The sequence below is a fragment of the Pantoea graminicola genome (genome assembly GCF_048452665.1).
Classification (GTDB): Bacteria; Pseudomonadota; Gammaproteobacteria; order Enterobacterales; family Enterobacteriaceae; genus Pantoea.
Map to the genome: position 1 here is coordinate 298,371 of NZ_JBLWSJ010000001.1, position 24,552 is coordinate 322,922.

At 57.0% G+C, this 24,552-nt stretch carries 22 protein-coding genes, 3 tRNA genes and 1 other RNA gene; 24 read left to right on the forward strand and 2 right to left on the reverse strand.

The window, feature by feature from the left end:
• Nucleotides 1-4: 4 nt before the first annotated feature.
• On the forward strand, nt 5-793 hold the full coding sequence (gene nei, locus ACNY69_RS01575) for an endonuclease VIII (protein ID WP_293773695.1): 789 nt from the start codon (nt 5-7) through the stop codon (nt 791-793).
• 294 nt (nt 794-1,087) lie between these two features.
• On the opposite strand, the gene ACNY69_RS01580 is transcribed toward nei, so the two are convergent.
• On the reverse strand, nt 1,088-2,371 hold the full coding sequence (locus ACNY69_RS01580; RefSeq protein WP_111141768.1) for a citrate synthase: 1,284 nt from the start codon (nt 2,369-2,371) through the stop codon (nt 1,088-1,090).
• Between the two features lie 634 nt (nt 2,372-3,005).
• Here ACNY69_RS01580 and sdhC point away from each other — a divergent pair.
• The 23 genes from sdhC to ACNY69_RS01695 all read left to right on the forward strand — a co-directional run bounded on the left by sdhC (nt 3,006) and on the right by ACNY69_RS01695 (nt 22,837).
• Complete coding sequence (sdhC, locus tag ACNY69_RS01585; RefSeq protein WP_111141770.1) at nt 3,006-3,395, forward strand: succinate dehydrogenase cytochrome b556 subunit; 390 nt, start codon at nt 3,006-3,008, stop codon at nt 3,393-3,395.
• Nucleotides 3,389-3,736 (forward strand): succinate dehydrogenase membrane anchor subunit, encoded by a 348-nt coding sequence (gene sdhD, locus ACNY69_RS01590; RefSeq protein WP_009091417.1) that lies wholly within the window; start codon nt 3,389-3,391, stop codon nt 3,734-3,736. The genes sdhC and sdhD overlap by 7 nt, the downstream gene beginning before the upstream one ends.
• Entirely contained in the window at nt 3,737-5,503 is a 1,767-nt protein-coding gene (gene sdhA / locus ACNY69_RS01595; protein ID WP_111141772.1) for a succinate dehydrogenase flavoprotein subunit, read from the forward strand.
• A 14-nt stretch (nt 5,504-5,517) separates the two neighbouring features.
• Complete coding sequence (locus ACNY69_RS01600; RefSeq protein ID WP_009091413.1) at nt 5,518-6,234, forward strand: succinate dehydrogenase iron-sulfur subunit; 717 nt, start codon at nt 5,518-5,520, stop codon at nt 6,232-6,234.
• Nucleotides 6,235-6,434: 200 nt separating this feature from the next.
• The gene (gene sucA / locus ACNY69_RS01605) at nt 6,435-9,242 is read left to right on the forward strand and encodes a 2-oxoglutarate dehydrogenase E1 component (protein WP_418797189.1); all 2,808 of its coding nucleotides are present in this window, start codon (nt 6,435-6,437) and stop codon (nt 9,240-9,242) included.
• A gap of 15 nt (nt 9,243-9,257) precedes the next feature.
• Complete coding sequence (gene odhB / locus ACNY69_RS01610) at nt 9,258-10,478, forward strand: 2-oxoglutarate dehydrogenase complex dihydrolipoyllysine-residue succinyltransferase (protein ID WP_111141776.1); 1,221 nt, start codon at nt 9,258-9,260, stop codon at nt 10,476-10,478.
• 67 nt (nt 10,479-10,545) lie between these two features.
• On the forward strand, nt 10,546-11,712 hold the full coding sequence (sucC, locus tag ACNY69_RS01615; protein WP_003853151.1) for an ADP-forming succinate--CoA ligase subunit beta: 1,167 nt from the start codon (nt 10,546-10,548) through the stop codon (nt 11,710-11,712).
• Nucleotides 11,712-12,587 (forward strand): succinate--CoA ligase subunit alpha, encoded by an 876-nt coding sequence (sucD, locus tag ACNY69_RS01620; protein WP_111141778.1) that lies wholly within the window; start codon nt 11,712-11,714, stop codon nt 12,585-12,587. Before sucC ends, sucD begins: the two co-directional genes overlap by 1 nt.
• 573 nt (nt 12,588-13,160) lie before the next feature.
• On the forward strand, nt 13,161-14,732 hold the full coding sequence (cydA, locus tag ACNY69_RS01625; protein ID WP_293773711.1) for a cytochrome ubiquinol oxidase subunit I: 1,572 nt from the start codon (nt 13,161-13,163) through the stop codon (nt 14,730-14,732).
• An 11-nt stretch (nt 14,733-14,743) separates the two neighbouring features.
• Complete coding sequence (gene cydB / locus ACNY69_RS01630; RefSeq protein ID WP_293773714.1) at nt 14,744-15,883, forward strand: cytochrome d ubiquinol oxidase subunit II; 1,140 nt, start codon at nt 14,744-14,746, stop codon at nt 15,881-15,883.
• Nucleotides 15,884-15,898: 15 nt separating this feature from the next.
• Entirely contained in the window at nt 15,899-16,003 is a 105-nt protein-coding gene (gene cydX, locus ACNY69_RS01635; protein WP_111141599.1) for a cytochrome bd-I oxidase subunit CydX, read from the forward strand.
• On the forward strand, nt 16,003-16,296 hold the full coding sequence (gene ybgE / locus ACNY69_RS01640; protein WP_293773717.1) for a cyd operon protein YbgE: 294 nt from the start codon (nt 16,003-16,005) through the stop codon (nt 16,294-16,296). Before cydX ends, ybgE begins: the two co-directional genes overlap by 1 nt.
• A gap of 178 nt (nt 16,297-16,474) precedes the next feature.
• Nucleotides 16,475-16,879: a tol-pal system-associated acyl-CoA thioesterase gene (gene ybgC / locus ACNY69_RS01645; RefSeq protein WP_111141603.1), complete on the forward strand. Its 405-nt coding sequence runs from the start codon at nt 16,475-16,477 to the stop codon at nt 16,877-16,879.
• Nucleotides 16,876-17,562: a Tol-Pal system protein TolQ gene (tolQ, locus tag ACNY69_RS01650; protein ID WP_111141605.1), complete on the forward strand. Its 687-nt coding sequence runs from the start codon at nt 16,876-16,878 to the stop codon at nt 17,560-17,562. The genes ybgC and tolQ overlap by 4 nt, the downstream gene beginning before the upstream one ends.
• Nucleotides 17,563-17,575: 13 nt before the next feature.
• Nucleotides 17,576-18,004: a colicin uptake protein TolR gene (tolR, locus tag ACNY69_RS01655; RefSeq protein WP_013357153.1), complete on the forward strand. Its 429-nt coding sequence runs from the start codon at nt 17,576-17,578 to the stop codon at nt 18,002-18,004.
• A gap of 27 nt (nt 18,005-18,031) precedes the next feature.
• A complete protein-coding gene (tolA, locus tag ACNY69_RS01660) occupies nt 18,032-19,357 on the forward strand; it encodes a cell envelope integrity protein TolA (RefSeq protein WP_418797190.1) in 1,326 nt (441 codons plus the stop codon).
• Nucleotides 19,358-19,471: 114 nt separating this feature from the next.
• Entirely contained in the window at nt 19,472-20,767 is a 1,296-nt protein-coding gene (gene tolB / locus ACNY69_RS01665) for a Tol-Pal system beta propeller repeat protein TolB (RefSeq protein ID WP_111141609.1), read from the forward strand.
• Between the two features lie 51 nt (nt 20,768-20,818).
• Nucleotides 20,819-21,346, forward strand: a complete 528-nt coding sequence (pal, locus tag ACNY69_RS01670; protein WP_111141611.1) for a peptidoglycan-associated lipoprotein Pal — start codon at nt 20,819-20,821, stop codon at nt 21,344-21,346.
• Between the two features lie 9 nt (nt 21,347-21,355).
• Nucleotides 21,356-22,150 carry a cell division protein CpoB gene (cpoB, locus tag ACNY69_RS01675; RefSeq protein WP_111141613.1) on the forward strand — a complete coding sequence of 265 codons (795 nt, stop codon included), beginning with the start codon at nt 21,356-21,358 and terminating at the stop codon, nt 22,148-22,150.
• 165 nt (nt 22,151-22,315) lie between these two features.
• Nucleotides 22,316-22,391: transfer RNA gene (locus ACNY69_RS01680), tRNA-Lys, on the forward strand.
• 71 nt (nt 22,392-22,462) lie between these two features.
• A tRNA-Lys gene (locus ACNY69_RS01685) sits at nt 22,463-22,538 on the forward strand.
• 47 nt (nt 22,539-22,585) lie between these two features.
• Nucleotides 22,586-22,661, forward strand: a tRNA-Lys gene (locus ACNY69_RS01690).
• A 43-nt stretch (nt 22,662-22,704) separates the two neighbouring features.
• A non-coding RNA gene (locus ACNY69_RS01695) (RtT sRNA) lies at nt 22,705-22,837 on the forward strand.
• Between the two features lie 120 nt (nt 22,838-22,957).
• On the opposite strand, the gene ACNY69_RS01700 is transcribed toward ACNY69_RS01695, so the two are convergent.
• Nucleotides 22,958-24,433, reverse strand: coding sequence for an AlkA N-terminal domain-containing protein (locus tag ACNY69_RS01700; RefSeq protein WP_293773728.1), 1,476 nt, complete (start codon nt 24,431-24,433; stop codon nt 22,958-22,960).
• Between the last annotated feature and the right edge of the window lie 119 nt (nt 24,434-24,552).

Below are 24,552 nucleotides of genomic sequence, written 5' to 3' on the forward strand. Positions count from 1 at the left end.
AAGGATGCCTGAAGGACCGGAAATCCGCCGCGTGGCGGATAAACTCGAAGCTGCCATTGTGGGGCAGCCGTTAACGGAAGCGTGGTTTGCGTTTCCACAGCTCAAAACCTATGAACCGGCATTAATTGGTGAGCAGGTGCAGGCCATTGAAACGCGGGGCAAGGCGCTGCTGACACATTTCAGCAACGGCCTGACGCTCTACAGCCATAACCAGCTTTATGGCATCTGGCGCATTGTAAAACCCGACACCGAACTCAATACCACCCGTCAGTTACGGGTACGGCTGGCGACAGCAGATAAAGCGATTCTGCTCTACAGCGCCTCCGATATTGAACTGCTTAACGCCGATACCCTGGGGGCGCACCCGTTCCTGAATCGCATCGGGCCGGATGTGCTGAGCAGTGCCCTGACCGTTGAAGAGGTGCGGGAGCGGCTGCTGTCGCCCCGTTTCCGGCGTCGTCAGTTCAGCGGTCTGCTGCTGGACCAGGCGTTTCTGGCCGGGCTGGGTAACTACCTGCGCGCCGAAATTCTCTGGCTGGCGCAGCTGCTGCCGCACCACCGGGCACAGGATCTGAGTGAAGATCAGCTGACTGCATTCAGCGAGGCGCTGCTGTCGGTGCCGCGGCACGCCTACCGGATGCGCGGCACCATGAAGAAATATCATGAGGAAGCGGCATTTCAGTTTGAGGTGTTTCATCGGCAGGGCAAAAAATGCCGGCGCTGTGGCACGGTCGTCGAGAAGGGCACGCTGTCGTCCCGGCCGTTCTACTGGTGTCCGGGGTGTCAGCGATAAGAAGAGGGATAAAGCGAGACGCGCAGGATCAGACGGTGGCAAAACGGGCGAAGTCTGCCGCGCGGGGAAGGGGGGCCGCTGAGAAAACCGTTCCGCGCCCGGAATAACACGCCGGGCGCGTTTTCAGATCGCGCAACGGACGCCCCTCTGGGCGGTGCGTAGCCCTGCGGAACGGGCGTGTCCGGGATAAGGGCTTTCACCCCTTTCCGAACTGCCCGTTCTCAGCGCAGGCGTACCGCGAAGCGTCCGGGTATGACAAACCCATCAGGCGGAGATCGCTCTCCGCCCTGGATCTTACTTCTTCAGCTGTGAGGTAAACTCGCGCTCGGTATAACCGGTGTAGAGCTGGCGCGGACGGGCAATCTTCATGCCTTCGTCGTGCATCTCTTTCCAGTGCGCAATCCAGCCAACGGTACGGGCCATCGCGAAGATCACCGTAAACATGGAGGAAGGAATACCCATCGCTTTCAGGATAATACCGGAGTAGAAGTCCACGTTTGGATAGAGTTTACGCTCGATGAAGTAGGGGTCGTTCAGCGCAATGTGTTCCAGCTCCATCGCCACTTCCAGCAGGTCATCCTTCATCCCCAGCTCATTCAGCACTTCATGGCAGGTATCGCGCATCACGGTCGCACGCGGATCGTAGTTTTTGTAAACGCGGTGACCAAAGCCCATCAGACGGAAGGAGTCATTCTTATCTTTGGCGCGCTTAATAAACTCAGGAATATGCTCAACGTTGCTGATCTCTTCCAGCATACGCAGGGTCGCTTCGTTGGCACCCCCGTGCGCCGGTCCCCACAGGGAGGCGATACCCGCGGCAATACAGGCAAACGGATTCGCGCCGCTGGAACCGGCGGTACGGACGGTTGAGGTGGAGGCGTTCTGCTCATGGTCCGCGTGCAGGATCAGGATACGGTCCATTGCGCGTTCCAGCACCGGGTTCACCTTGTACTCTTCGCACGGCGTGGCGAACATCATATGCAGGAAGTTACCTGCGTAAGAGAGGTCGTTGCGCGGATAGACAAAAGGCTGGCCGATAGAATATTTGTAACACATCGCCGCCATGGTCGGCATTTTCGACAGCAGACGGAATGCCGCGATTTCGCGGTGGCGCTCAATGTTTACATCCAGTGAATCGTGATAAAACGCTGCCAGTGCGCCGGTCACACCACACATGACGGCCATCGGGTGAGAGTCACGACGAAAACCGTGGAACAGACGGGTAATCTGCTCATGGATCATGGTGTGACGGGTAACGGTGGTACGGAACTCGTCGAACTGCTTCTGGTTCGGCGCTTCGCCATTCAGCAGGATGTAACAGACTTCCAGATAGTTAGAGTGGGTAGCCAGCTCAGAAATCGGGAAACCACGGTGCAGCAGGATGCCTTCATCACCATCGATGAAAGTGATTTTAGATTCGCAGGACGCTGTAGAAGTGAAACCGGGATCGAAGGTGAACAGGCCACTTGAACCCAGAGCGCGGACATCAACCACATCCTGGCCCAGCGTGCCCTTCAGCACGTCCAGCTCCACCGATGTTCCATCTTGCAGGGTTAGCGTTACTTTTTTATCTGTCATTTTCGTCTCCATAGCGCCTTATGTAGGTAAGGATCTTTAGACACCTGAAACGCGTTCATGTTGCGGTTGGCAAAACTACACAGTATCACTCTGCGGGGGTAAAGCGGGTGCAGGGTACAGAGTGAGCGGCGCGTTCCACGGGAGGAACCGGTGAGCCATGGACATGCTGCATATCGCGGTTGTTAAAGATCCGGTCAGGATATAACTTCTTGGTAACCAATAACCTGATGCTTTTTAATGCTCATTATCGCAATGTTACATAACTTGCGCTTAGGGGAAAGTGTATCCCCATAACTTTTGTGCATCATAGGAATTTACAGGCTTAGTTTGTAACTGAATTGTTGAACTATTGTCAAATCAGATAATTAAAATTGTATCAATTGTGAAAATCGTGAGTCTGATCACTGTTCTACCCAAAATATACCAAAGAGTTTGTAGGGGAATTGTAATCAGAATGTGATCCTCCTATACTTCCGCCAGGTCTCCGGAACACCCTGACACCAGGAGCCACCCAGCGTTTACTACCGCGTCACTTAACACTGGATGTTGCTTTTTTGGTGACGGTTAAAGTCTGCCACGCGTTGTGAATAGACTCCGCCTCAGGTCCGGAGGAAGCAAAATAAAAAAAGGCTGTGTGGGCAAAACCGTGAAAAAACAAAGACCTGTCAACTTGGATCTCTCGACGATCCGGTTTCCCGTTACTGCAATATCGTCCATTCTTCACCGCGTCTCCGGCGTCATCACCCTGGTTGCTATTGGCATCCTGCTGTGGCTGCTCGGTCTCTCTCTCTCCTCTCCTGAAGGTTTCCAGCATGCTGCGTCCATTATGGATGGCTTCTTCGCGAAGTTCATCATGTGGGGCATCCTGACTGCGCTGGCCTATCACGCGGTGAGCGGGATTCGTCATATGTTGATGGATTTTGGTTATCTGGCTGAAACGCTGCAGGCTGGTAAGCGCTCAGCGCATATATCTTTTGTGATCACTGTCGTGCTGGCAATTCTGGCGGGAGTCCTCGTATGGTAAGCAATGCATCCGCGTTGGGTCGCAACGGCATTCAGGACTGGCTGCTGCTGCGGGCAACTGCAATTCTCATTACACTCTACATCGTCTACATCCTCGGTTTCGTGGTGATGACAGACACGCTGACCTATGACCTGTGGCGTGGCTTCTTCGCTTCTGCCTTCACCAAAGTGTTCACGCTGCTGACGCTGTTTTCTATCCTGATCCACGGCTGGATTGGAATGTGGCAGGTGTTAACAGACTACGTTAAATCGCTGCCAACCCGTCTGTTGTTGCAGTTTGTGATTGTCGTGGCGCTGTTGTGGTATGCGATTTATGGCTTTGTTGTGGTGTGGGGTGTGTAAATGAGTTTGCCAATCAGAGAGTTTGATGCCGTGGTGATCGGCGCAGGTGGCGCAGGCATGCGTGCCGCACTGCAAATCTCCCAGGGCGGCCAGAGTTGTGCGCTGCTGTCTAAAGTTTTCCCGACCCGTTCCCACACCGTTTCTGCGCAGGGCGGTATCACCGTTGCGCTGGGTAACACCCATGAAGATAACTGGGAATGGCACATGTACGACACCGTCAAAGGTTCCGACTATATCGGTGACCAGGACGCGATCGAATATATGTGTAAAACCGGCCCGGAAGCGATTCTGGAGCTGGAGCACATGGGCCTGCCGTTTTCCCGTCTGGAAGATGGTCGCGTCTATCAGCGTCCGTTTGGTGGCCAGTCGAAGAACTTCGGTGGCGAGCAGGCAGCGCGTACCGCGGCCGCCGCTGACCGCACGGGTCATGCCCTGCTGCACACCCTCTATCAGCAGAACCTGAAGAACAAAACCACTATCTTCTCGGAGTGGTATGCGCTGGATCTGGTGAAAAACGCCGATGGCGCGGTGGTCGGCTGTACGGCTATCTGCATCGAAACCGGCGAAACGGTCTACTTCAAAGCGAAAGCAACCATTCTGGCGACCGGCGGCGCTGGCCGTATCTATCAGTCCACCACCAATGCCCACATCAACACCGGAGACGGCGTGGGTATGGCGCTGCGTGCAGGTGTGCCGGTGCAGGATATGGAGATGTGGCAGTTCCACCCGACCGGCATCGCGGGCGCGGGCGTCCTGGTGACCGAAGGCTGCCGTGGTGAAGGTGGCTATCTGCTGAACAAACATGGCGAACGCTTCATGGAGCGTTATGCGCCAAACGCTAAAGACCTGGCGGGCCGCGACGTGGTTGCGCGCTCGATGATGATCGAAATCCGTGAAGGTCGCGGCTGTGACGGTCCGTGGGGGCCGCACATCAAACTGAAACTCGACCACCTGGGTAAAGAGGTGCTGGAATCCCGTCTGCCGGGCATCCTTGAGCTGTCGCGCACCTTTGCGCACGCCGACCCGATTAAAGAGCCGATTCCGGTGATCCCGACCTGCCACTACATGATGGGCGGTATTCCGACCAAAGTGACCGGCCAGGCGCTGCGCGTCAATGAGCAGGGCGAAGATGTGGTGATCCCGGGCCTGTTCGCCGTCGGCGAAATCGCCTGTGTGTCGGTGCACGGTGCTAACCGTCTGGGTGGTAACTCACTGCTCGACCTGGTGGTCTTTGGCCGTGCGGCCGGCCTGCATCTGCTGGAGAGTATTCAGGAGCAGGGCGAACTGCGCGATGCCACCCAGGATGAGATTGATGTGGCGATGGCACGCTTCAACCGCTGGGAAAACAACACCACCGGTGAAGACCCGGTTGAAATTCGTAAAGCGCTGCAGCGCTGCATGCAGAACAACTTCTCAGTGTTCCGCGAAGGCGAGGCGATGGCCCAGGGACTGGAAGAGCTGAAAGAGATTCGTCAGCGCCTGAAATCCGCCCGTCTGGATGACCGCTCACCGGATTTCAACACCCAGCGTATTGAGTGTCTGGAGCTGGACAACCTGATGGAGACGGCGTATGCCACGGCGGTGGCGGCGAACTACCGCACCGAGAGCCGCGGTGCCCATAGTCGCTTCGACTTCCCGGATCGTGATGATGAAAACTGGCTGTGCCACAGTCTTTATGTCCCGGAAACCGAAAGCATGACGCGCCGTGAGGTGAACATGCAGCCGAAACTGCGCGCGGCCTTCCCGCCGAAAGTGCGTACCTACTAATTTCGGAGACGATCATGAGACTTGAGTTTTCAATTTATCGCTACAATCCGGACGTTGACGACAAGCCACGGATGCAGGATTACACCCTGGAATCGGAAGATGGCCGCGACATGATGCTGCTGGACGCGCTGATTCGCCTGAAAGAGAAAGATCCAACGCTGGCCTTTCGTCGCTCCTGCCGTGAAGGCGTCTGCGGCTCTGATGGCCTCAACATGAACGGCAAAAACGGCCTGGCCTGTATCACGCCGGTTTCGGCCCTGGGCAACGGCAAACAGAAAATTGTTATCCGTCCTTTACCCGGTCTGCCGGTGGTACGCGACCTGGTCGTGGACATGAGCCAGTTTTATGCTCAATATGAGAAAATTAAGCCTTTCCTGTTGAATAATGGGGAAAATCCGCCAGCACGCGAGCATCTGCAGTCACCGGATGAGCGTGAGCACCTGGATGGCCTGTATGAATGTATTCTCTGTGCCTGCTGCTCTACCTCATGCCCGTCATTCTGGTGGAACCCTGAGAAGTTCATCGGTCCGGCCGGTCTGCTGGCCGCGTATCGCTTCCTGATTGACAGCCGCGACACCGAAACTGAGTCGCGTCTCGACAATCTGAACGATGCGTTCAGCGTATTCCGCTGCCATAGCATCATGAACTGTGTGAGCGTCTGTCCGAAAGGGCTGAACCCGACGCGCGCCATCGGCCATATCAAGTCGATGCTGCTGCAGCGCGGCGCATAGTTACTCTCTGCCGGGAACCTCAGGTTCCCGGTGTTTTACGGAAGCCTCTGTAAGCGCGGTGATGACCACGTTTACAAAGGTTCCCTTACGGGCCACGCGCGCTGCGCAGAGTGCTCGTATCGCTGAACTCACTACGGCAAACCGCGAAAGCGGCAACAAATGAAACCTCAAAAAAGCATAGCAATGCTTAAGGGATCACAATGCAGAACAGCGCGATGAAGCCCTGGCTGGACTCTTCCTGGCTGGCCGGCGCGAATCAGTCTTACATAGAGCAGCTCTATGAGGATTTCCTGACCGATCCTGACTCTGTCGATGCAGTGTGGCGCTCGATGTTCCAACAGTTACCGGGCACCGGAATGAAACCTGAGCAGTTTCACTCCACCACACGTGAGTACTTCCGTCGCCTGGCGAAAGACGCATCTCGTTACACCTCATCTCTCTCCGATCCGGAAACCAACTCCAAGCAAGTGAAAGTGCTGCAGCTGATTAACGCGTTTCGTTTCCGCGGCCATCAGCATGCCAATCTTGATCCGCTCGGCCTGTGGAAACAGGATCGGGTCGCCGATCTCGATCCCGCTTTTCACGATCTGACTGAGGCCGATTTTCAGGAAAGCTTTAACGTCGGCTCTTTCGCCATCGGCAAAGAGACCATGAAGCTGGCCGATCTCTTCGAGGCGCTGACTCAGACTTACTGCGGCTCAATCGGTGCGGAGTATATGCACATCAACAACACGGACGAGAAACGCTGGATCCAGCAGCGTCTTGAATCCGTCGCAGGCCGTGCAGCGTTCAGCAACGAAGAGAAGAAAGGTTTCCTGAAAGAGCTGACCGCAGCAGAAGGGCTGGAGAAATACCTGGGCGCGAAATTCCCGGGTGCCAAACGCTTCTCGCTGGAAGGCGGCGATGCGTTAGTGCCAATGCTGCGCGAGATGATCCGTCACGCCGGTAAAAGCGGCACCCGTGAAGTCGTACTGGGGATGGCACACCGTGGCCGTCTCAACGTGCTGATCAACGTGCTGGGCAAAAAACCGCAGGATCTGTTCGACGAGTTCGCCGGTAAGCATAAAGAGCATCTTGGCACCGGTGACGTGAAGTATCACATGGGCTTCTCCTCAGACGTGGAAACCGAAGGCGGCCTGGTTCACCTGGCGCTGGCGTTTAACCCGTCGCACCTGGAGATCGTCAGCCCGGTGGTCATGGGATCTGTCCGCGCCCGTCTGGATCGTCTGGATGAGCCTGCCAGCAATAAAGTCTTACCGATCACCATTCACGGTGATGCGGCCGTGATCGGCCAGGGCGTGGTGCAGGAAACCCTGAACATGTCTCAGGCGCGCGGTTATGAAGTGGGCGGCACCGTTCGCATCGTCATCAACAACCAGGTTGGCTTCACCACCTCCAACCCGAAAGATGCGCGTTCGACCCCTTACTGCACCGACATCGGCAAAATGGTGCTGGCCCCGATCTTCCACGTCAACGCGGACGACCCGGAAGCGGTGGCGTTTGTCACCCGTCTGGCGCTCGACTACCGCAACACCTTCAAGCGTGATGTATTTATCGACCTGGTCTGCTATCGCCGTCATGGTCACAACGAGGCGGATGAGCCAAGTGCGACTCAGCCGCTGATGTACCAGAAAATCAAAAAGCATCCGACGCCGCGCAAAATCTACGCCGACCGTCTGGAAAGCGAAGCCGTTGCCACGCAGGAAGATGCGACCGAGATGGTCAATCTTTATCGCGATGCGCTGGATGCGGGCGAGTGTGTGGTGCCGGAATGGCGTCCGATGAGCCTGCACTCCTTTACCTGGTCGCCTTATCTCAACCATGAGTGGGACGAGCCTTATCCGGCCCAGGTTGAGTTAAAACGTCTGAAGGAGCTGGCGCTGCGTATCAGCCATGTGCCTGAAGAGGTGGAAGTGCAGTCGCGTGTCGCCAAAATCTATAACGACCGTCGTCTGATGGCTGAAGGTGAGAAAGCCTTTGACTGGGGCGGCGCGGAAAACCTGGCCTACGCCACCCTGGTGGATGAGGGCATTCCGGTACGCCTGTCGGGCGAAGATAGCGGTCGCGGCACCTTCTTCCATCGCCATGCAGTGATCCACAACCAGTCAAACGGTTCGACCTATACCCCTCTGCACCATGTGCACAGCGGCCAGGGTCAGTTCAAAGTCTGGGACTCCGTGCTCTCTGAAGAGGCGGTACTGGCGTTCGAATATGGCTACGCCACCGCAGAGCCGCGCATCCTGACCATCTGGGAAGCGCAGTTTGGTGACTTTGCCAACGGTGCTCAGGTTGTTATCGATCAGTTCATCAGCTCCGGCGAGCAGAAGTGGGGCCGGATGTGTGGCCTGGTTATGCTGCTGCCGCACGGTTATGAAGGTCAGGGCCCGGAGCACTCCTCGGCGCGTCTGGAGCGTTATCTGCAGCTTTGTGCAGAGCAGAACATGCAGGTCTGCGTGCCATCCACGCCAGCGCAGGTTTACCATATGCTGCGTCGTCAGGCGCTGCGCGGTATGCGTCGCCCGCTGATCGTGATGTCACCGAAATCGCTGCTGCGTCACCCGCTGGCAATCTCCACACTGGATGAGCTGGCGAATGGCAGCTTCCAGCCAGCCATTGGTGAGATCGACGATCTGGATCCACAGGGCGTGAAACGTGTCGTGCTCTGTTCCGGTAAAGTCTATTACGATCTGCTGGAGCAGCGTCGTAAAAACGAGCAGACCGATGTGGCTATCGTCCGCATCGAGCAGCTTTATCCGTTCCCGCACCAGGCGGTGCAGGAAGCATTAAAAGCGTATTCTCACGTACAGGACTTTGTCTGGTGCCAGGAAGAGCCGCTGAATCAGGGCGCCTGGTATTGCAGTCAGCATCACTTCCGTGAAGTTGTGCCGTTTGGTGCCACTTTACGTTATGCCGGCCGCCCGGCCTCGGCCTCACCGGCCGTGGGTTACATGTCCGTACACCAACAACAGCAGCAAGACCTGGTTAATGACGCGCTGAACGTTAATTAATTAAAAGGAAAGATAATGAGTAGCGTAGATATTCTCGTTCCCGACCTGCCTGAATCGGTTGCCGATGCCTCAGTGGCAACCTGGCACAAAAAACCAGGCGATGCCGTCACGCGCGATGAAGTGCTGGTTGAAATCGAAACCGATAAAGTGGTGCTGGAAGTGCCAGCCGCTGCTGACGGTATCCTGGAAGCCGTTCTGGAAGAAGAGGGCGCCACCGTCACTTCCCGCCAGATCCTGGGTCGCCTGAAAGAGGGCAACAGTGCCGGTAAAGAGACCAGCGCGAAGTCTGAAAGCAAAGAGTCTACCCCGGCTCAGCGTCAGACCGCGTCTCTGGAAGAAGAGAGCAACGATGCGCTCAGCCCGGCGATTCGCCGCCTGATTGCCGAGCACAACCTGGATGCCTCGCAGATCAAAGGCAGCGGTGTGGGCGGACGTCTGACCCGCGAAGATGTTGAAAAACATCTGGCGAACGCGCCAAAGGCCAGCAGCGCCGCACCGGCAGCGGATAGCGCCGCGGTCCAGCAGCCTGTTGCGAATCGCAGCGAAAAACGCGTGCCGATGACGCGTCTGCGCAAGCGCGTGGCCGAGCGTCTGCTGGAAGCGAAAAACAGCACCGCGATGCTGACGACCTTCAATGAAATCAACATGAAGCCGATCATGGACCTGCGTAAGCAGTATGGCGAGGCGTTTGAGAAGCGCCACGGCGTACGTCTGGGCTTTATGTCTTTCTACCTGAAAGCGGTAGTTGAAGCGCTGAAACGCTATCCGGAAGTGAATGCGTCTATCGATGGCGAAGATGTGGTCTACCACAACTACTTCGATGTCAGCATCGCCGTATCCACGCCGCGTGGCCTGGTGACACCGGTTCTGCGCGATGTGGATGCGCTGAGCATGGCGGACATTGAGAAGAAAATCAAAGAGCTGGCTGTGAAAGGCCGTGATGGCAAGCTGACCGTTGAAGATCTCACCGGCGGTAACTTCACCATCACCAACGGCGGCGTCTTTGGTTCACTGATGTCCACCCCGATCATCAACCCACCGCAGAGCGCCATCCTGGGTATGCACGCTATCAAAGATCGCCCGATGGCGGTCAATGGTCAGGTTGTCGTGCTGCCAATGATGTACCTGGCACTCTCTTATGACCACCGTCTGATCGATGGCCGCGAATCAGTGGGTTATCTGGTTGCAGTGAAAGAGATGCTGGAAGATCCGGCGCGCCTGCTGCTGGATGTCTGATTTTCACCGGGCGCGCCTCGCGCGCCCAACCTCATTACTCTTTTCAGACCTGAATGGATAGAACATCATGAACTTACACGAATACCAGGCGAAACAGCTGTTTGCACGGTATGGCATGCCGGCACCAACGGGTTACGCCTGTACTACACCACGCGAAGCGGAAGAAGCAGCCTCTAAAATTGGCGCAGGCCCGTGGGTAGTTAAATGTCAGGTTCATGCCGGTGGCCGCGGTAAAGCGGGCGGTGTGAAAGTGGTTAACAGCAAAGAAGAGATCCGTGCTTTTGCTGAGAACTGGCTGGGCAAGCGCCTGGTAACCTATCAGACAGATGCAAACGGTCAGCCGGTTAACCAGATTCTGGTGGAAGCGGCGACAGATATCGATCAGGAGCTCTACCTGGGCGCCGTGGTCGATCGCGCGACGCGTCGCGTCATTTTCATGGCCTCTACTGAAGGTGGCGTGGAAATTGAGAAAGTCGCGGAAGAGACCCCGCACCTGATCCACAAAATGGCGCTGGACCCGCTGACCGGGCCACAGCCATATCAGGGCCGCGAACTGGCCTTCAAACTGGGCCTGACCGGTAAGCTGGTTGGTCAGTTCACCAAGATCTTCATGGGTCTGGCGACGCTGTTCCTGGAGCGCGACCTGGCGATGGTTGAAATCAACCCGCTGGTCATCACTAAACAGGGCGATCTGATCTGTCTGGATGGCAAACTGGGTGCCGATGGCAATGCGCTGTTCCGTCAGCCAGAGCTGCGCGAAATGCGCGATCCAAGCCAGGAAGACCCGCGTGAAGCCCATGCTACGCAGTGGGAACTGAACTATGTTGCGCTGGAAGGCAACATCGGTTGTATGGTTAACGGCGCAGGCCTGGCGATGGGCACCATGGACATCGTTAAGCACCACGGCGGTCAGCCAGCCAACTTCCTGGATGTCGGCGGCGGCGCAACCAAAGAGCGCGTAACCGAAGCCTTCAAAATCATCCTGTCTGACGATGCGGTGAAAGCCGTCTTCGTAAACATCTTCGGCGGCATCGTACGCTGCGACCTGATTGCCGACGGCATCATCGGCGCCGTCGCTGAAGTGGGTGTGAACGTGCCGGTAGTGGTACGTCTGGAAGGTAACAACGCCGAGCTGGGCGCCCAGAAACTGGCGGACAGCGGTCTGAACATCATTGCAGCAACCAGCCTGACAGACGCCGCACAGCGTGTTGTTGCTGCCGCGGAGGGTAAATAATGTCCATTCTGATCGACAAAAACACCAAAGTCATCTGCCAGGGTTTCACTGGCGGCCAGGGGACTTTCCACTCTGAGCAGGCGCTGGCCTATGGTACGCAACTGGTTGGCGGCGTGACCCCAGGTAAAGGCGGCACCACCCATCTCGGCCTGCCGGTGTTCAACACCGTGCGCGAAGCGGTAGAAGCCACCGGCGCCACCGCCACCGTGATCTACGTTCCGGCGCCTTTCTGCAAAGATGGCATCCTGGAAGCGATCGAAGCGGGCATCAAACTGATCATCACCATCACCGAAGGCATCCCGACGCTGGATATGCTGACCGTGAAAATGAAGCTGGATGAAGCGGGCGTGCGGATGATCGGTCCAAACTGCCCGGGCGTCATTACTCCAGGCGAATGCAAAATCGGCATCATGCCGGGCCACATTCACCAGCCGGGCCGCGTCGGCATCGTTTCCCGTTCCGGTACCCTGACGTATGAAGCGGTTAAGCAGACCACCGATATCGGTTACGGTCAGTCCACCTGCGTCGGCATCGGCGGTGACCCGATTCCGGGCTCTAACTTCATCGACATCCTGAAAATGTTCCAGGACGATCCGCAGACGGAAGCGATCGTGATGATCGGTGAGATCGGCGGCAGCGCAGAAGAAGAAGCGGCTGCTTTCATCAAAGAGCATGTGACCAAGCCAGTGGTTGGCTACATCGCAGGTGTGACTGCGCCGAAAGGCAAGCGTATGGGTCACGCCGGTGCGATCATCGCCGGTGGTAAAGGCACCGCAGATGAGAAGTTTGCTGCGCTGGAAGCCGCAGGCGTGAAAACCGTTCGCAGCCTGGCGGACATTGGTGACGCGGTGAAAGCCGTTTTACCTGCTCGCTGAGTCTGATCGGCAGAGTGTAAGAAGCCACCTTCGGGTGGCTTTTTTTATGGGCGAAATGAACAGAACGACCGCCGTCAGCGGCGAGGGGAGGGGATGTCAGCTGACCATCACGCCCTCTGTTACGTTAACAGATAGTGACAATAGTAAATTATTATTCCACTCCATAGTTCATTAATGACATCTCATTAACAAGAAACCTACCCGACTCTATCTGGAAACTTATTGCGTTAATCCAGATCAATTAATCGCGATTTATATCCAACTATTCCGCTGGCAAAGCGCAGCGTTAAGGGCGTAAATTGCGCTGCATCAATCCAGCCTTTTACATACATTTTCAAACGTCTGCTCATCCCGGGATGACACCCGCTTTCTCCTGTTTAAGCACGCGTTAATGAAAGCGTGGATTGACAATTCTCAGAGCTGCTTTATTCGCGACTCCCCTGGTCGGGCAGCTCACAGCCCTGTTCTGCGGGTAATAAAAACTGGAATTAATAAACAGCTGTTCCTGACTCTGATTACGTCCGAATGTAACGCGCGCGTGACGGAGGCAAAAGCGAGGAGCAAGGAGTCCTTATGTTAGATATCGTCGAGCTGTCGCGGTTACAGTTTGCCTTAACGGCGATGTACCATTTTCTGTTCGTCCCTTTAACGCTGGGTATGGCGTTTTTGCTGGCGATCATGGAAACGGTCTATGTCCTGAGCGGCAAACAGATTTATAAAGATATGACCAAATTCTGGGGCAAGTTATTTGGCATTAACTTTGCGCTGGGTGTGGCCACCGGACTGACCATGGAATTTCAGTTCGGGACAAACTGGTCCTATTACTCTCACTACGTCGGCGATATCTTTGGCGCGCCGCTCGCTATCGAAGGGCTGATGGCGTTCTTCCTGGAGTCCACCTTCGTCGGCTTGTTCTTCTTTGGCTGGGATCGGCTGGGTAAAGTGCAGCACATGGCGGTCACCTGGCTGGTGGCGCTGGGTTCAAACATGTCTGCCCTGTGGATTCTGGTCGCCAACGGCTGGATGCAGAACCCCATCGCCTCTGAATTCAATTTCGAAACCATGCGCATGGAGATGGTGAGCTTTTCCCAGCTGGTACTTAATCCGGTGGCGCAAGTGAAATTCGTTCACACCGTGGCGGCGGGTTACACCACCGGGGCGATGTTTATTCTCGGCATCAGTGCCTGGTACATGCTGAAAGGCCGCGACCTCGCCTTCGCGAAACGCTCCTTCGCTATCGCGGCCAGCTTTGGCATGGCAGCAGTGCTCTCCGTGATTCTGCTGGGCGACGAATCGGGCTATGAGATGGGCGACGTGCAGAAAACCAAGCTGGCCGCTATCGAAGCGGAGTGGGATACCCAGCCAGCACCCGCCTCCTTCACCCTGTTTGGCCTGCCCGATCAGGCAACGCAGGAGAACCGCTATGCCGTGCAGATCCCCTGGCTGCTGGGTCTGATCGCCACCCGTTCTGTCGATAAGCCGGTGACCGGCCTGAAAGATCTGATGGCGCAGCATGAAGTCCGCATCCGTAACGGTATGAAAGCCTACACCCTGCTGAATGAACTGCGCAGTGGCAGCCAGGATCCGGCGGTGCGTGACGCCTTTAACCAGCACAAACAGGATCTCGGCTACGGCCTGCTGCTGAAACGCTATACCGACAACGTGGCGGATGCGACAGAAGCGCAGATCAAACAGGCAACGCAGGACTCCATCCCGCGCGTTGCGCCGCTCTACTTCGCGTTCCGCATCATGGTGCTGTGTGGCGTGCTGCTGCTGGGCATTATCACCCTCTCATTCTGGAGCGTAATACGTAATCGCGTAGGCAAAAACCGCCTGTTACTCAAGGCGGCGCTGTTCGGGATCCCGCTTCCCTGGATTGCCGTGGAGTCGGGCTGGTTCGTGGCGGAATATGGTCGTCAGCCCTGGGCAATCGGTGAGATCCTGCCGACCGCGGTAGCCAACTCCTCGCTGACCACCGGCGATCTGCTGTTCTCGATGATCCTGATCTGCGGACTCTACACGCTGTTCCTGGTGGCTGAGATGTATCTGATGTTTAAATTCGCCCGTCTGGGGCCGAGCAGCCTGAAAACCGGGCGTTATCACCATGAGCAGATCACGGCAACCCCCCGGCCGGTGCAGGGATAAGGAGAGCGACCATGTTTGATTATGAAGTTCTGCGCTTTGTCTGGTGGCTGTTGATTGGCGTGCTGCTGATCGGTTTCGCGGTCGCCGATGGGTTTGATATGGGCGTCGGGATGCTGACGCGTATCCTGGGACGCACCGACACCGAACGGCGCGTCATGATTAACAGCATCGCCCCTCACTGGGACGGTAACCAGGTCTGGCTGATCACCGCGGGCGGTGCGCTGTTTGCGGCCTGGCCGATGGTCTACGCGGCGGCCTTCTCCGGCTTCTATGTGGCGATGATTCTGGTGCTGGCGTCGCTGTTCTTCCGCCCGGTCGGCTTTGATTATCGTTCGAAGATTGAAGACACCCGCTGGCGCGCGGCCTGGGACTGGGGCATCTTCATTGGCAGTTTTGTGCCGCCGCTGGTGATCGGTGTGGCGTTCGGCAACCTGCTGCAGGGGGTCCCCTTCCATGCCGATGAGTATCTGCGTCTGTTCTACACCGGCAACTTCTTCCAGCTGCTGAATCCGTTCGGGCTGCTGGCGGGTGTGGTGAGCGTCGCGATGATTCTGGCGCAGGGCGCAACATATCTGCAGATGCGCACCACGGGTGAGCTGCATCTGCGCGCACGCACCGCCGCGCAGCTTGCCGCGCTGGTGATGATGGTCTGCTTTATTCTGGCGGGCGTCTGGGTCAACTATGGCATTCCGGGCTATGTCGTCACCAGCACAATGGATCACTTCGCGGCCTCGAACCCGTTGGGTAAAACCGTGGTGCGCGAAGCGGGGGCCTGGATGGTCAACTTCCGCCAGCATCCTGCGCTGTGGCTGTTCCCGCTGCTGGGCGTGGTGCTTCCGCTGCTGACGATTCTCTGCTCACGGATGGAGAAGGGCGCCTGGGCGTTCCTGTTCTCCTCACTGACGCTGGCCTGCGTCATCATGACCGCGGGCATTGCAATGTTTCCGTTTATTATGCCCTCCAGCACCGTGCCGGGCGTCAGTCTGACGATGTGGGATGCGACCTCCAGCCTGCTGACGCTGCAGACCATGACTGTGGCCGCCGTGATCTTCGTGCCGATCATTCTGGCTTACACCACCTGGTGCTACTGGAAGATGTTTGGCCGTATCACCAAAGAGCATATTGAAAGCAACAGTCACTCACTCTATTAATTAAGGAGATGTCGCATGTGGTATTTTGCCTGGATTCTTGGCACCCTGCTGGCCTGTGCTTTTGGTATTGTGACCGCGCTGGCGATTGAGCAGGCTGATGCACAGGATGAGCCGCGCTGATGCGTAAGCCCATCCGGATGCTCTACGACCTGATGGACAGGGGCCCGCTGCGGGCCCTTTCACTGCTGCTGGCGCTGGTCATGGCGGGGGCGGTGATGTGGGACCCGACGCGCTCTGGCAGCCAGGCGGGACCGTTGCCGGCGCTGCAGGGGCTGGTGCTGATCTGGGCGGTCTGCACCGGCGTGATCCACGGCGTGGGTTTCCGGCCACAGAAAAGCCGATGGCAGGCGCTCTTCACGCCGTTACCCGCCATGCTGGTATTGGGCCTGGCGCTTTACCGTTTTTACCTCTGAATCCCCGTCTCACCGGCGCTGACAGTGAATTTATGTCAGCGTCTGGTCAATAAATCTCCCTGAAATCGTTCCGTTTGTTACGGAGCGATAATTATTTTCGTCTGGCTCTGGCGACCCATTCCCAACCCCAATTCTCTTGCGTATAGTAGCAACGTTTAAAACGAGGCCGGGATGTAGAGTGAGTACAACGCTGTTTCGCTGGCCGGTTCGGGTCTATTACGAAGACACTGATGCCGGTGGTGTGGTTTATCACGCCAGCTATATCGCTTTTTATGAACGAGCACGTACCGAAATGTTGCGCCAGCACCATTTCAGTCAGCAGACGCTGTTAGAGCAGCAGGTCGCTTTTGTGGTGCGGCGTATAACGGTGGACTATCTGGCGGCGGCGCGTCTTGATGACCTTCTGGAGATCCAGAGCGAAGTGACATCAATGACACGGGCTACCATGACGTTCACGCAACGTATCGTGAATACTGAAGGCAAAGTGCTCAATGAGGCAGAAGTCCTGATTGCCTGCATTAACCCACATCTGATGAAGCCGATTGCGCTTCCCAAGTCTATTGTCGCGGAGTTCAAGCAGTGACTGACATGAACATTCTTGATTTGTTCCTGAAGGCGAGCCTTCTGGTCAAACTTATCATGTTGATTTTGATCGGCTTTTCTATTGCCTCCTGGGCCATCATTATTCAGCGCACACGCATTCTGAATGCGGCAGGCAGAGAAGCGGAGGCGTTTGAAGACAAGTTCTGGTCCGGCATCGAGCTTTCCCGTCTTTATCATGAGAGCCAGGAGCGTCGGGATGAGCTGGCAGGCTCTGAACAGATCTTCTACTCCGGCTTTAAAGAGTTTGCCCGACTGCATCGCGCCAACAATCATGCGCCGGAAGCCGTCATCGAAGGGGCCAGCCGTGCGATGCGCATCTCCATGAACCGCGAGCTGGAAGCGCTGGAAAGCCATATCCCGTTCCTCGGCACCGTGGGCTCCATCAGTCCCTATATCGGGCTGTTCGGTACGGTCTGGGGGATCATGCACGCCTTTATCGCGCTGGGCGCGGTAAAACAGGCGACGCTGCAGATGGTGGCACCCGGCATCGCCGAAGCACTGATTGCGACTGCGATCGGCCTGTTTGCCGCGATTCCGGCGGTCATGGCGTACAACCGTCTGAACCAGCGCGTCAACAAACTGGAGCAGGGCTACGACAACTTCATGGAAGAGTTCACTGCCATCCTGCATCGCCAGGCTTTCTCCAGCGATAGCGCTAAGTAAATAGAGGTTAATGATGGCCAGAGTACGTGGTCGCAAAAGCCGCGACCTGAAGTCGGAAATCAACATCGTTCCGCTCCTGGACGTCCTGTTGGTGCTGTTGCTGATCTTCATGGCAACGGCGCCCATTATTACCCAGAGCGTGGAAGTGGATCTGCCCGATGCGACCGACTCGAAAACCGTTTCCAGCGATGATAATCCGCCGGTGATTGTTGAAGTCGCGGGCGTAGGGCAATACAGCCTGGTCGTGGATCATGACCGCATGGATCAACTTCCGCCAGAGCAGGTGATCAGCGAAGCGCAGCGTCGGCTGGAGGCGAATCCTAAGACGGTCTTTTTAATCGGGGGCGCGAAAGAGGTGCCTTACGATGAAATTATTAAAGCGCTGAACCTGCTGCACCAGGCGGGTGTTAAATCTGTCGGTTTGATGACGCAGCCGATTTAAAATCGAACCGTTTTTTGGGAACCGAGTGTGTCGAAGGCAACCGAGCAAAACGAGAAGTTAAAGCGCGCGATAATCATTTCGGTGATTCTGCATATCGTGCTGATCGCGCTGCTGATATGGAGCTCGTTTAATGAGCACATTGACCCCAGCAGTGCGGGGGGCGGCGGCGGGGATATTGATGCGGTCATGGTCGATCCCGGTGCCGTTGTCAGTCAATACAATCGTCAGCAGAACCAGCAGAGCGACAGTCAGCGTGCTGAGCAGCAGCGTAAAAAGCAGGCGCAGCAGCAGGCTGAAGAGCTGCAGCAGAAACAGGCTGCTGAACAGCAGCGTCTGAAAGCGCTGGAGAAAGAGCGCTTAGCGGCGCAGGAAACGGCGAAAGAAGAGGCTAAGCAGCAGGCGGCCCAGCAGAAAGCGGCAGAAGAGGCGGCGAAGCAGGCGCAGGAGCAGCAGAAAACGGCTGAAGCGGCGGCGGCGAAAGCCAAAGCCGAGGCAAAAGCTCAGGCGGATGCCCAGGCCAAAGCCGCTGCCGAAGAGGCGAAGCAGGCGGCAGCCGAAGCAAAAAAGCAGGCTGATCAGCAGGCCAAAGCCGCCGCAGCGGCGGTGGCCAAAGAGAAAGCCGTAGCCGAAGCGAAGGCTAAATCGGAAGCGGATGCCAAAGCGGCCGCCGAAGCCAAAGCAAAAGCCGCTGCCGACGCGAAAGCCAAAGCGGCGGAAGAGGCCAAAGCGAAGGCCGCCGAAGCCAAAGCCAAAGCGGCGGAAGAGGCGAAAGAAAAAGCTGCCGAGGCAGCCAAAGAGAAAGCCGCCGAAGCGGCCAAAGCGAAAGCCGAAGCGGCGAAAGAGGCCGCGAAAGAGAAGGCCGAAGCCGCAGCGAAAGCCAAAGCGGATGCGGCCGCAAAAGCCAAAGCGGATGCCGCGGCAAAAGCCAAAGCTGACGCGAAAGCGAAAGCGGCCGCCGATGCGGCGAATGACAGCGACGTCGATGATTTACTGGGCGGCCTGACGTCCGGTAAAAATGCACCGAAAAGCGGTGCCTCCGGTGGCGCAGCAGGGCAGGGAAACCAGAAGAAAGCCGGTGCAACAGGCGCGGAAATCAACTCCTACATGGGACAGGTGGTCAGTGCGATTCAGAGCCGGTTCTATGATGCGGATCTCTATCGCGGAAAAACCTGTGATTTGCGGATTAAACTTGCGCCTGATGGATTGTTGATTGATGTTAAGGCAGAGGGGGGCGATCCTGCGCTCTGCCAGGCCGCGATTGCAGCCGCCAGACAGGCACGAATTCCGAAGCCGCCTTCGCAGGCGGTCTACGAAGTGTTTAAAAACGCCCCGATGCGTTTTAAACCGCAATAATGCAGTAACGGGCGGCAAGTTGATCTATGGTTAGCTTGCCGTACTAAGTCTTACTCGTGGTTTCCAGGAACAGTGCCAATTATCGTGGACTGAGGTTCAGATAAGGGAGATAAAATGAAGCAAGCTCTTCGCGTTACGTTAGGCTTTTTTATCCTGCTGTGGGCAGCCGTGCTGCATGCAGAGGTCCGGATTGAGATCACCCAGGGCGTGAACACCGCACGTCCGATTGGTGTGGTGCCGTTTAAATGGGCCGGCGCTGGCGCCGCGCCGGAAGATGTGGGCGGCATCGTGGCCGCTGACCTGCGCAACAGCGGCAAATTCAATCCGCTGGATCGCTCACGTCTGCCACAGCAGCCCACCAGCGCGCAGGAAGTGCAGCCTGCCGCCTGGAGCGCGCTCGGCATCGATGCAGTCGTGGTAGGTCAGGTCGCCGCTAACCCGGATGGCAGCTATCAGGTCTCTTACCAGCTGGTGGATACCGGCGGCGCGCCAGGGACCGTACTGGCTCAGAACTCCTACAAAGTGACGAAGCAGTGGCTGCGTTATGCGGCGCACACTGCCAGTGATGAAACTTTCCAGAAGCTGACCGGCATCAAGGGCGCTTTCCGCACCCGTATCGCCTATGTCGTACAGACTAACGGCGGGCAGTTCCCGTATGAGCTCCGCGTGGCCGATTACGATGGTTACAACCAGTTCGTCGTGCACCGTTCACCCCAGCCGCTGATGTCACCGGCCTGGTCTCCGGACGGCAGCAAAGTTGCCTATGTAACCTTTGAAAGTGGCAAGTCGGCACTGGTGGTTCAGACACTCTCTAACGGTGCGATCCGTCAGGTGGCTTCGTATCCACGCCACAACGGTGCCCCGGCGTTCTCGCCGGACGGTTCTAAGCTGGCGTTCGCGCTCTCTAAAACCGGCAGCCTGAACCTTTATGTGATGGATCTGGCCTCTGGTCAGACGCGTCAGGTGACCGATGGTCGCTATAACAGCACTGAACCGACCTGGTTCCCGGACAGCCAGACACTGGCGTATACCTCCGACCAGGCCGGTGCGCCTCAGATCTACAAAATTGGCGTTAATGGCGGCACGCCACAGCGTATTACCTGGGAAGGCGGTCAGAACCAGGACGCGGATGTCGCTACAGACGGTAAATCAATGGTGATGATCAGCACCAGCGGTGGTGCGCAACACGTCGCCAAACAGGATCTGGAAACGGGAGCCGTTCAAACGTTAACGGACACGTTCCTGGATGAAACGCCGAGCCTGGCACCAAACGGCACAATGGTAATCTACAGCTCTACTCAGGGTATGGGTTCCGTGCTGCATCTGGTTTCAACCGACGGCCGTTTCAAAGCGCGTCTTCCGGCAACCGATGGACAGGTAAAATTTCCTGCCTGGTCGCCGTATCTGTAATGTCTGATCCGTCAGACATCGCAAACAATAAACAATAATGGGATTTTTGAAATGCAACTGAACAAAGTGCTGAAGGGTTTGATGCTGGCTCTGCCGGTTCTGGCAGTAGCGGCTTGTAGCTCACACAAAAACAACAACAATGACCAGACTGGCATGGGCGCTGATGGCGCTTACGGTGCAAACTCTGGCATGAACGGCAACGGCGGCAACATGTCTTCTGACGAGCAGGCTCGTCTGCAGATGCAGCAGCTGCAGCAGAACAACATCGTGTACTTCGGTCTGGACAAATATGATGTCCAGTCTGATTACGCACAGATGCTGGATCAGCACGCAAGCTTCCTGCGCAGCAACCCGTCTTACAAAGTGACCATCGAAGGTCATGCGGATGAGCGCGGTACGCCGGAATACAACATCGCCCTGGGCGAACGTCGTGCTAACGCTGTGAAAATGTACCTGCAGGGTAAAGGCGTGTCGGCTGATCAGATGTCTATCGTTTCTTACGGTAAAGAGAAGCCAGCCGTTCTGGGTCATGACGAAGCAGCGTACTCTAAAAACCGTCGTGCCGTACTGGTCTACTAAGAGAATCACATGGTTAGTAACTTCAGACGTCATCTGTTGAGTCTGTCGTTACTGATTGGCGTAGCGGCCCCCTGGGCCGCTAATGCCCAAGCGTCAATCAGTAGCGTTGGCTCCGGCTCGGTCGAAGACCGTGTCACCACTCTTGAACGAATCTCCAATGCCCAGGCTCAGCTGATGCAACAACTGCAGCAGCAGATGAGCGATAACCAGCGTGATATCGATGCGCTGCGTGGGCAAATCCAGCAAAATACGTATCAGCTGAATCAGGTGGTCGAGCGGCAGAAGCAGCTTTACCAGCAGATCGACAGCCTGAGCAGCGCCAGCAGCAGCGGTGGTCAGCAGGCGGCCGGCGGCGATGCTGCAGCAGATACCGGCGCAGCAGCCACCGCAGGCGCGGCCGCATCGGCGCAGAGTGCTCCGGCGCAGACCGGTGACGCTAACAGCGATTACAATGCGGCTGTGGCGCTGATTCTGGAGAAGAAGCAGTATGACCAGGCGATCAGCGCGCTTCAGGCGTGGGTAAAACGTTACCCGGATTCGACCTATCAGCCGAATGCGAATTACTGGCTGGGTCAGCTGAACTACAACAAAGGTAAAAAGGACGACGCGGCTTACTATTACGCCACGGTAGTGAAGAACTATCCGAAGTCGCCGAAAGCCGCAGAAGCGCTGTTTAAAGTGGGCGTCATCATGCAGGAGAAAAAAGACACGGCGAAAGCCAAAGCGGTCTTCCAGCAGGTGATCAAACTTTATCCGGATAGCGATTCTGCGAAACAGGCTCAGAAACGTCTGGCAAGCCTGTAATCTGACCGGTTTTGACCAGATATCGTGTGATTTCTGGTCTTGCCGTATGAAAGGTAAGCAGTTGACGCCTCTGGCAGAAATAAGAGTTGCGCTACCTCGCTAAATCAGTAATATATGCCGCCGTTGCCGGGACACATTGCAGATGTGTCTGGTAAGCCTGAAGATGGGTCGTTAGCTCAGTTGGTAGAGCAGTTGACTTTTAATCAATTGGTCGCAGGTTCGAATCCTGCACGACCCACCATCTTCTTCAGACCCGCGTTAATCGCGCCGTGTTACGAAGAAGCCTTCAGCATCGCTTCACTGTCATAAGATGGGTCGTTAGCTCAGTTGGTAGAGCAGTTGACTTTTAATCAATTGGTCGCAGGTTCGAATCCTGCACGACCCACCATCTTATCTCAGCCGCCCGGCGTGCTGAACGATTGTAAGCCCCCCAGCGGGTCGTTAGCTCAGTTGGTAGAGCAGTTGACTTTTAATCAATTGGTCGCAGGTTCGAATCCTGCACGACCCACCAATTCAGAAAAAAGCGCCTTTAAGGCGCTTTTTTCGTTTCTGACGCACGGTGATAATCGTGCAGGATGAGAACCTGCCGCAGGTCCGACTGAATCGCCTGCGATTCAGGCTGATGCGTGAGCATCACCCGGAGGGCGAGGCCCGTAAGGGCCGATGGCAATCCTGCACGACCCACCCATTCAGAAGAAAGCGCCTTTAAGGCGCTTTTTTCGTTTCTGACGCACGGTGATAATCGTGCAGGATGAGAACCTGCCGCAGGTCCGACTGAATCGCCTGCCCGCCTCCTCACTGCCACCGTTACAGCTTTTTCTTCGTCTTCGCCACCGCCAGGCTCTCCCAGATATGCATCACCGCATAGCTGCGCCAGGGACGCCAGGCGAGTGAGCGCGCCTCGGCCTGTGAGGCCGTCATGCCGCCCAGATTATTGCGGATGGCGATATCCTCTTTAGGAAAGGCATCCGGCCAGCGCAGGGCGCGCATCGCAATATAGTGTGCGGTCCAGGGACCAATACCCGGCAGGCTGACCAGCTTCTTTATCACCTCGTCTGGTGACTGAGCGGCACTGAGCCGCAGATCGCCGCTGGCACAGGCCGTAGCAAAGGCGATGATGGCGCGGGAGCGCGCGGCGCTGACGATGCCGAGCGGCGCCACATCATCCACCGACGACGCAGCGATGCGTTCAGGCAGCGCCGTGTAGCGGGTCAGATCGGGAAAAGGCGTCTCACAGGGCTCGCCAAACGCGGCGGCAAAACGGCTGCTGACGGTGGTCGCCGCTTTAACCGTGACCTGCTGGCCGATAATGGCACGCACGCCCAGCTCAAAGGCGTCAAACGCGCCAGGCACGCGCAGCCCGGGATGAGCAAGCAGGCTGGGGGCCAGCAGCGGATCCTGAGACAGGCAGGCCGCGATACGCTGCGGCTGAGCATCCAGATCGAACAGATCGCGCAGGCGACGCAACAGCAGCGGCAGCACCGGTGTCAGCGAGGCAGAGAGCGTCACCTGCAGCGCATTCTTCTGCGGCAGATGCGACACGCTGACCCAGCCCCGACAGCGGCCCAGCGCCACAGTGCGCCGCCAGCTGCCATCCTCCACCGCTTCAACCTCTTTCATCAGGTGCGTCTGCAAAAACCAGAGCATCGCCGCCCAGTCATAGGGCGGGCGATAAGTCAGCCGCAGCGTAATGCGGTCGCCTGGCTGCGTAGCCTGAACTGCGGGCTCATCCCGGCGCAGCGCGCTGGGCGTCATCCGATAGCGCGCCTGAAAGACATCGTTAAAACGCCGCAGGCTGCGGAAACCGCTGGCGTAGGCGACCTCCGTGATCGGCAACCGGGTCTCCGTCAGCAGCTGTTTTGCCAGCAGCATACGCCGCGTCTGTTTCAGCTCCAGCGGCGATACCCCCAGCTCCTGCTGCACGATGCGCCGCAGCTGGCGCAGACTGAGTCCGAACTCCGCCGCAATCGCATCCAGCCCTTCGCGCTCCTCCAGCATCCCCTCCTCAATGCGCTGAACCAGCCGCTCCGCCACGCGATGAGGCTGATCGACCGGTGCGTTACCCGGCGCCAGCTCAGGGCGACAGCGCAGACAGGGGCGAAAGCGGGCTTTCTCCGCCGCCTCGGCGCTGCTGAAGAACAGACAGTTTTTAAGCATCGGGGCTTTCACCGGACAGACCGGACGGCAGTAGATGCCGGTGGAGGTGACGCCCACAAAGAAAACGCCGTCGAAGCGGGTATCGCGGGAGGTCAGTGCCTGGTAGGCAATGTCGGGACTGAGCATGGCATTTCTCCGGTAAAGAGCCGCAGTCTATACCGGCAAACGCCGTCAGACTGGCTGTTTTCGGACAGCACAATAGTTTAGCGCCATGACCGGAAACAGCCAGTCAGTCCACGGAAAAG

Bases quoted from the DNA above. Each gene is read 5' to 3' on its own strand.
- nei (WP_293773695.1), top strand. From the start codon at position 5: ATGCCTGAAGGACCGGAAATCCGCCGCGTGGCGGATAAACTCGAAGCT.
- ACNY69_RS01580 (WP_111141768.1), bottom strand. From the start codon at position 2,371: ATGACAGATAAAAAAGTAACGCTAACCCTGCAAGATGGAACATCGGTG.
- sdhD (WP_009091417.1), top strand. From the start codon at position 3,389: ATGGTAAGCAATGCATCCGCGTTGGGTCGCAACGGCATTCAGGACTGG.
- sdhA (WP_111141772.1), top strand. From the start codon at position 3,737: ATGAGTTTGCCAATCAGAGAGTTTGATGCCGTGGTGATCGGCGCAGGT.
- ACNY69_RS01600 (WP_009091413.1), top strand. From the start codon at position 5,518: ATGAGACTTGAGTTTTCAATTTATCGCTACAATCCGGACGTTGACGAC.
- sucA (WP_418797189.1), top strand. From the start codon at position 6,435: ATGCAGAACAGCGCGATGAAGCCCTGGCTGGACTCTTCCTGGCTGGCC.
- odhB (WP_111141776.1), top strand. From the start codon at position 9,258: ATGAGTAGCGTAGATATTCTCGTTCCCGACCTGCCTGAATCGGTTGCC.
- sucC (WP_003853151.1), top strand. From the start codon at position 10,546: ATGAACTTACACGAATACCAGGCGAAACAGCTGTTTGCACGGTATGGC.
- sucD (WP_111141778.1), top strand. From the start codon at position 11,712: ATGTCCATTCTGATCGACAAAAACACCAAAGTCATCTGCCAGGGTTTC.
- cydA (WP_293773711.1), top strand. From the start codon at position 13,161: ATGTTAGATATCGTCGAGCTGTCGCGGTTACAGTTTGCCTTAACGGCG.
- cydB (WP_293773714.1), top strand. From the start codon at position 14,744: ATGTTTGATTATGAAGTTCTGCGCTTTGTCTGGTGGCTGTTGATTGGC.
- cydX (WP_111141599.1), top strand. From the start codon at position 15,899: ATGTGGTATTTTGCCTGGATTCTTGGCACCCTGCTGGCCTGTGCTTTT.
- ybgE (WP_293773717.1), top strand. From the start codon at position 16,003: ATGCGTAAGCCCATCCGGATGCTCTACGACCTGATGGACAGGGGCCCG.
- tolR (WP_013357153.1), top strand. From the start codon at position 17,576: ATGGCCAGAGTACGTGGTCGCAAAAGCCGCGACCTGAAGTCGGAAATC.
- tolB (WP_111141609.1), top strand. From the start codon at position 19,472: ATGAAGCAAGCTCTTCGCGTTACGTTAGGCTTTTTTATCCTGCTGTGG.
- pal (WP_111141611.1), top strand. From the start codon at position 20,819: ATGCAACTGAACAAAGTGCTGAAGGGTTTGATGCTGGCTCTGCCGGTT.
- cpoB (WP_111141613.1), top strand. From the start codon at position 21,356: ATGGTTAGTAACTTCAGACGTCATCTGTTGAGTCTGTCGTTACTGATT.
- ACNY69_RS01700 (WP_293773728.1), bottom strand. From the start codon at position 24,433: ATGCTCAGTCCCGACATTGCCTACCAGGCACTGACCTCCCGCGATACC.